The organism is Limnohabitans sp. (assembly GCF_040401135.1).
Classification (GTDB): Bacteria; Pseudomonadota; Gammaproteobacteria; order Burkholderiales; family Burkholderiaceae_C; genus Limnohabitans.
The window spans coordinates 1-6,726 of the sequence record NZ_JBBAOV010000027.1 but is presented as its reverse complement, the minus strand read 5'-3'; the positions used below and the strand labels follow the sequence as shown (position 1 = coordinate 6,726).

Below are 6,726 nucleotides of genomic sequence, written 5' to 3'. Positions count from 1 at the left end.
TCTATTGGCTTGCCACCCAGGTCGTGGTTGTTAGTGTTCATTCGGTGCATCGCCGGTTTGGGCGGGATCTCTGGGTGAGGAAAGTTCAAAAATAGGGGCAGGCGTTGCGGCATCGACTGTGTCCGTCGATTCAAGCGCCATGTTCAATTGCAAAGATGGATCGTCTTCACCCAAACGGGCAAAGGCATTGGCTTGCGCCTGCGCGCTGTCAAAGACGGGTAATTGATCAAGCGAGGCCAAGCCCAAATCGTCCAAAAACTGGCGCGTGGTAGCAAACAAAGAAGGACGACCCACAGTTTCACGGTGGCCAATAACTTCCACCCAACCGCGGTCTTCGAGCTGTTTAAGTACCAGCGAGTTAATGGTCACGCCGCGCACGTCTTCCATGTCACCACGTGTCACGGGCTGGCGGTAGGCAATGATGGCCAAGGTTTCCATCACAGCGCGTGAGTATTTAGGGGGTTTCTCAGGGTTCAGGCGATCCAAAAACTCGCGCATGTCTGGGCGGCTTTGAAAGCGCCAACCGGTGGCCACCTGCACTAATTCAACACCACGCTGCGCCCAGTCAAGCTGGAGCTCTTCGAGCAGGGTGCGAATGGTGTCTGCGCCCAAGGCGTCAGAGAACAGCACGCGCAAATCGCGAATCTGTATTGGTTGGTGTGAGCAAATCAGGGCGGTCTCAAGTACGCGCTTGGCATCCACGGTGTTCATCGTGAGAGTTCCGGGTCGAAGGTCGAGGAAAAGGCCTACGAAAATTGATCTCGAGGCTGGTAAGGGCCATGCGGGGCATGGCACGAGTCAGAGCCAAAGGGCTCACCGCTTTCACAAGCGTGAGACAACATTGTAGCGGAGGCGGCTTAAGCGGCTTCTTCGGGGCGCTTGAGGCCCAAACTTGCCAGCAATTTGACCATATCGTCAGGGATCGGGGCCTCAAATTTTAAAGACTCACCGGTGATGGGATGCTCAAAGCTCAGACGAAATGCGTGCAAGGCTTGGCGGTCAATGCCAAAGGTCATGGGGCCAGCATAGAGCGAGTCGCCTACCAGAGGGTGGCCAAAGTGAGCCATGTGCACGCGAATTTGATGTGTGCGGCCGGTATGCAAAGTGCACTGCACCAGACAAGCTTCTTCTTGGCTACTGAGGCACTCAAACGTGGTGTGGGCTTCTTTGCCTGGCAAACGCTCGAGATCGACCACCGCCATACGCAGGCGGTTGCGGTAGTCGCGACCAATCGCGGCCTCGATGTCACGCACGGTCGTACCGCTCCATTTGCGGTAGGCCACGGCTAGGTATTCGCGGTGCACCTCACGCTCGGCAATCATGGCGACCAAAGCGTCCATGGCGCGTCGCGTGCGCGCCACAATCATCAAGCCGCTGGTGTCTTTGTCTAGGCGATGCACGATGCCCGCACGCGGCAACATGACAGCTTGGGGATCTAAAGCCAGCAAGCCATTGAGCAAAGTGCCGCTCCAGTTGCCGGGAGCGGGATGCACCACCAAACCTGCGGGCTTGAACAGCACGCGCAAGTCTTCGTCTTGGTAAATCACATCAATTGGAATGTCTTCGGGCTTGAAAGCCTGGCTTTGCGGCGTGGGCCTCAAAATCAGCTGATACCGCTCACCCATGCGCACCTTGGCCGAAGCCTTGGTCATCACGCGAAGTGTGGGCAATACGCAGCTGACACAACCATCGCTGAGCAGCTGCTGAGAGAAGCTGCGCGAGAACTCAGGCAGCAACACAGCCAAAGCACGGTCTAAACGCTCGCCATGCAAGTCATTGGGAATGGAGAGTTCACGGGTTTCCACTTCAGGTCCGTCGATGAGGTCGACATGCTCATCAGGCAAAACATCCTCCGCAATGGGTGCAATGGATGGCGGCTGAGCCGATAGAATGGATTTACTTTGCTTCAAGAGGTTGACCTGTGGTGTTACGACTCAAATTATCGACTGTGTGGATGGCCATTGGCCTGTCTACCGCTATTCTTTTATCTGGATGCGCTGACAGCAACTACGACCCAACCAAGGATTGGAGCAACGACAAGCTCTACAACGAAGCCAAAGACGAAATGTCGGCGGGCGGTTACGACAAAGCCATTGGCATGTATGAAAAGCTAGAGGGCCGTGCCGCTGGCACAGCCTTGGCTCAGCAAGCGCAACTCGACAAAGCTTGGGCGCAATACAAAACCAACGAACCCGTGCAAGCCGTGGCCACACTCGACCGCTTCATCAAGCTGCACCCTGCCAGTCCTGCGTTGGACTATGCGCTCTACCTAAAGGGCTTGGTGAACTTCAACGACAACTTAGGGCTCTTCTCCAACTTCGCCCAGCAAGATTTGGCAGAGCGTGACCCCAAGCAAGCCAAAGAATCTTTTGAAGCTTTCCGCGAATTGGTGATTCGCTTCCCAAGCTCCAAGTATGCAGAAGACGCCCGCTTGCGCATGGCCTTTATCAAGAACTCGCTAGCTCGTTCAGACGTGCATGTGGCACGCTTTTACTTCCAGCGCGGTGCCTATGTGGCTGCTGTCAACCGCGCTCAAACAACCGTGCAGGAATACCGCGATGTGCCTGCGGTAGAAGAAGCCTTGTTCATCATGGTGCAGTCCTACGACAAGCTGGGCTTGGTGCAACTGCGCGACGACACCCGACGTGTTTTAGAAAATTCCTACCCCAACAGCACACTGTTGTATCCAGAACGCGCGGCCACTAAAACGTCGTGGTGGAAGCTCTGGAAATAAATTCTTGGCTCATCGCTTCTAGAGATTGCGCCAAAGCCTCTGCCGTTTGCAACTGACGCATGGGCGGCAAGGCTGCTAACAAGCGACGCCCATAACCCGTGGTCACCAGGCGGTTGTCACACAACACCAGCACCCCTTGGTCAGACTCGGTACGAATCAATCGACCTGCGCCCTGTTTCAAAGCCACCACAGCCTCGGGCACAAAGTAGTCGTTGAAAGCGCTTCGGCCTTGTGCCTCTAAACGCTTGCTGCGGGCCTCAACCAACGGATCGTTGGGCGGCGGAAATGGCAGTTTGTCAATGATGACCAACTGCAGCGCATCACCCGGAACATCAAAGCCCTCCCAAAACGTGGCCGAGGCCACCAGCACGCAACCACCCTCACCCGCCTTGCTGCCTTCACGAAAACGCGCCATCAAATGGCGCTTGGGCCACTCGCCTTGGACCAACACCTCGATGCCTGAACCTTCGAGCTGCTGCTTCATCACATCGCCAATCGCTCGCAAAGCACGCAACGTTGTGGTGAGCACCAATGTTCGGCCACCCAAACGACGCACAGCGTCACTGGCAAGCGCAGCCACTTGTGTGCTGTGCGCAGGATCGTTGGGGCGCACGATGTCGAGCGGCACAAACAGCGAGGCTTGCGAGGGGTAATCAAACGGGCTGCTCACACGCAACACGGTGGCAGACTCTAAACCGCAAGGCTCGGTAAACCAGCGTAAGCGCGGGTCATCGCCCAAAGTGGCAGACGTAAACACCCAGCTGCGGGGGCGTGCATCCAAAGCCCCCTCGCCTGCTTTGTCATCCGTCGCCGATGGCACGGCCATCGATGGCTCGTCTTGCCAAGGAGGTGGCTCTTGGTCTAGGGCGACATGGGTAACCGCAGAAGGTTGCTTCATCAACCGTTCACGCACGGTTTCGGCAATGTCTAAAGGCGCTTCCATCAAACGCATTTGCGAGGCACTGATATCGACCCACCGCACGGCATCGGGCGCACATGGGTTTAAAAAGGCATCGACACGTTTGGCCATCTCAGCCACGCGGTCGTGTAAGCGCATGAAGTCGGGGGCAATTTCGCTCACCGTGTCTAGCGCTTGTAAAGCCTGCACGCAGGCAGCACCCACATCTTGTAAAGACTGGGCCCACGCACCGTCATGAATGCCTTCTGGCGCCTCTTCGGTCCATCGCAACTTCACGGCACTGTGGCGTTTACCACCCATCAAACGCAACTCGCGTGCTGCGCGCTCTAAACCCGAACACACGCCCTGCCAATCGGCCAAACCACGCGCCAGTTGCAAGCCTGTGGCCAGTATGTCGCGTGTGACATCCAGCAACTGCGCCGTGCCAAGTTGATGGCCTAAGAAATTCACACCCACTTCATTGAGCTGATGCGCTTCATCAAAAATCACCACGCGCACGCTGGGCAGCAACTCGGCCATGCCGGTTTCGCGCACGGCCATATCAGCAAAAAACAAATGGTGGTTGATAACCACCACATCAGCACCCAGCGCTTCGCGACGTGCGGCGTTGACATGACAGGTTTTGAACTTGGGGCATTGCGAGCCCAAACAGTTTTCACGGTTGGACGTGATGAGGGGAATCAAGGGCGATCGCTCATCCAAGCCAGGCAGCTCTGCCAAGTCGCCGGTGCGGGTGCTGAGCGACCAGGTCTCAATGCGAGACAACAAATGCACGGTGTGACGGTCAGGTATCTGCGTGTCGCGCCGTGCCATCTCCATTCGATGCGTGCACAGATAACTGGAACGGCCTTTGAGCAAGGCTAAACGAACGGGCAAGTTAAGCGCTTGCACCAAACGCGGTAAATCACGCGCAAACAGTTGGTCTTGTAAAGCCTTGGTGGCGGTGGACAGCAACACGCGTTCGCCACTCAGCAACGCAGGCACCAAATAAGCAAAGGTTTTGCCTACGCCAGTGCCCGCCTCCACCACCAAGCTGCCACCATGCGCCACCACATCGGCCACCGCCAGCGCCATGTCGGTTTGACCTTGACGAGGGCTGAAATGATCTGTGGCACGAGCAAGCACACCTAAAGGCGCAAAGGCCTCTTGCACCAAGTCACGCAAAGGGTGGCTCATTTAAGGGTGGCTCATTTGTTAGGCACGGGTAGCGGGGCTGCGGGCTCACCTTTGCGCTCGCGAATCGTCTTGGCGACGTCTTCACGGCGCTGCGCGGCCTCGCGTTGTTTTTGCTCGTACTCACCTCGCTTGGTACCTTGAAGAGCGTGGTCGATTTGTTTTTGCGCGTTGGCATCAGCGCGATCTTTTGCAGCAACCACAGCAGCCGCACGATCGGCTTGGGCTTTCTTTTGCTCAGCATCGCTGGCGCGCTCAGCCAATTGACGGCGGGCCTCTAGCGCATGAATCTGACGCTCCTGAGCATTGAAGCGCAGCTCTTCTTTGCGCAGTGCCGCATTAGCTTGAATGCGGCGCTCTCGTGCTTTCAAACGACAGCTGGTGACATCAAACTTTTGATAACACTGCTGCATGTCTTGTTTGTACTGATCCTCAAGAGCCTGACGCTCACCGCTCAAACGTAAACGTTCGTCATTGCGCTCAGCCGCAGAGGGGAATTCAGGCTCAGCATGACTTGCTGCATCAGCGGGCGCATGCACCGCAGGATTGGTTGCAGGCTCAAGGCCCACAGCCCAAGCCCCCACTGGTACAAAAAACAAGAAGCAAATCAGGGCCTTGTTCATGTCAACCCTGTGTCCACCGTGCGGCGCTCGAGCGCCAAAAACTCTGCCGACTGCATCTCATTTAAACGCGACACCGTACGCGGGAACTCGTGGGACATGGGGCCTTCGGTATACAACTCTTCAGGCGGAACAGCGGCAGACAGCATCAACTTCACTCGGCGGTCATACAGCACATCAATCAACCAAGTGAAGCGGCGCGCTTCAGCCGCCTTGTTGACGGGCATGAGTGGCACATCGCTAAGCAGCACGGTGTGAAACTGGCTGGCAATCTCTAAGTAATCGTTTTGTGAACGCGGGCCACCGCACAAGTCTTTGAAGTCAAACCACACCACGCCACCGGCGCGGCGTCGGGCTTTGATTTCACGCGATTCGATGTGCAACACCGGGTCTTGGTCTTGGCACTCGGCCAATCGGTTGAAGCCATCGGTCATCGCAGCATCGGCCTTGGCGCCCAAGGGGCGCAAATATAGCTCCACTTGCTCTAAGGTGCGACGGCGGTAGTCCGTCCCATTGTCCACGTTGATGATCTCTAACTCTTTGTTGAGCAATGCAATCGCTGGCAAGATGCGATCGCGGTGCATGCCGCCCGGGTACAAATCGTCAGGCTTAAAGTTAGAAGTGGTGACAAAGCCAACGCCGTTGTCAAACAAAGCATCGAGCAAGCGATGCAGAATCATCGCGTCGGTGATGTCGGCCACATGAAACTCGTCAAAGCAAATCAGCTTAAAGCGCTTAGACATTTGCTTGCCCAACACATCCAGCGGGTTCACGGTGCCTTGCAGCTCGCGCAGCTCGCGGTGCACCTCACGCATGAACTCATGGAAATGCAAACGGGTTTTGCGCTTGATCGGCACAGCCTCGAAAAAGCAATCCATCAAGAAGCTTTTGCCACGCCCCACCCCGCCAAACATGTACACGCCGCGCGGAATGGGCGGGCGGTTGACCAGTTTTTTCAGCGGGCTTGAACGCTTCTCTTTGTAAGCGGCCCATTCCGTGGCGCAACGCTCTAAAGCATCAATAGCGCGCAGCTGCGCAGGGTCGCTTTGAAAGCCACGAATTTCGAGTTCTTTGAGGTAGTTTTGATGAACGGGTTGATTAGCTGACATAAGAGTTCTATTGTGCCTTGCTCATGCAAAAAGCCCGCTGCTGCCAGCGGGCTTTGAAACGCAAAGCAGTGCAACTTTTTTAAAAGTTCAACGTGCGTTTGTCCACCGCCAAAGCGGCCTCTTTCGTGGCCTCAGACAACGAAGGATGCGCATGGCAAATGCGTGCAATGT

The 6,726-nt window shown here is 56.2% G+C and carries 6 protein-coding genes; 1 reads left to right on the top strand and 5 read right to left on the bottom strand.

The window, feature by feature from the left end; translation table 11 throughout:
• Positions 1-30 precede the first annotated feature (30 nt).
• Positions 31-711: an SMC-Scp complex subunit ScpB gene (scpB, locus tag ABWP81_RS08485; RefSeq protein ID WP_353132284.1), complete on the bottom strand. Its 681-nt coding sequence runs from the start codon at positions 709-711 to the stop codon at positions 31-33.
• Positions 712-857: 146 nt separating this feature from the next.
• Positions 858-1,910 carry an RluA family pseudouridine synthase gene (locus ABWP81_RS08480; protein ID WP_502905528.1) on the bottom strand — a complete coding sequence of 351 codons (1,053 nt, stop codon included), beginning with the start codon at positions 1,908-1,910 and terminating at the stop codon, positions 858-860.
• Positions 1,911-1,924: 14 nt separating this feature from the next.
• On the opposite strand from ABWP81_RS08480, the gene ABWP81_RS08475 reads away from it, so the two are divergent.
• The gene (locus ABWP81_RS08475; protein ID WP_502905529.1) at positions 1,925-2,734 is read left to right on the top strand and encodes an outer membrane protein assembly factor BamD; all 810 of its coding nucleotides are present in this window, start codon (positions 1,925-1,927) and stop codon (positions 2,732-2,734) included.
• Here the strand turns inward: ABWP81_RS08475 and ABWP81_RS08470 are convergent.
• The 3 genes from ABWP81_RS08470 to zapE are packed head-to-tail and all read right to left on the bottom strand — an operon-like array spanning position 2,703 to position 6,555.
• Positions 2,703-4,829 carry an ATP-dependent DNA helicase gene (locus ABWP81_RS08470; RefSeq protein ID WP_353141046.1) on the bottom strand — a complete coding sequence of 709 codons (2,127 nt, stop codon included), beginning with the start codon at positions 4,827-4,829 and terminating at the stop codon, positions 2,703-2,705. The genes ABWP81_RS08475 and ABWP81_RS08470 overlap by 32 nt on opposite strands.
• Positions 4,830-4,840: 11 nt before the next feature.
• Positions 4,841-5,449, bottom strand: a complete 609-nt coding sequence (locus ABWP81_RS08465) for a hypothetical protein (protein WP_353141044.1) — start codon at positions 5,447-5,449, stop codon at positions 4,841-4,843.
• Positions 5,446-6,555 carry a cell division protein ZapE gene (gene zapE / locus ABWP81_RS08460; protein ID WP_353141043.1) on the bottom strand — a complete coding sequence of 370 codons (1,110 nt, stop codon included), beginning with the start codon at positions 6,553-6,555 and terminating at the stop codon, positions 5,446-5,448. Before zapE ends, ABWP81_RS08465 begins: the two co-directional genes overlap by 4 nt.
• Between the last annotated feature and the right edge of the window lie 171 nt (positions 6,556-6,726).

Coding starts and splice junctions, on each gene's coding strand:
- scpB (WP_353132284.1), bottom strand. CDS start 711: ATGAACACCGTGGATGCCAAGCGCGTACTTGAGACCGCCCTGATTTGC.
- ABWP81_RS08470 (WP_353141046.1), bottom strand. CDS start 4,829: ATGAGCCACCCTTTGCGTGACTTGGTGCAAGAGGCCTTTGCGCCTTTA.
- ABWP81_RS08465 (WP_353141044.1), bottom strand. CDS start 5,449: ATGAACAAGGCCCTGATTTGCTTCTTGTTTTTTGTACCAGTGGGGGCT.
- zapE (WP_353141043.1), bottom strand. CDS start 6,555: ATGTCAGCTAATCAACCCGTTCATCAAAACTACCTCAAAGAACTCGAA.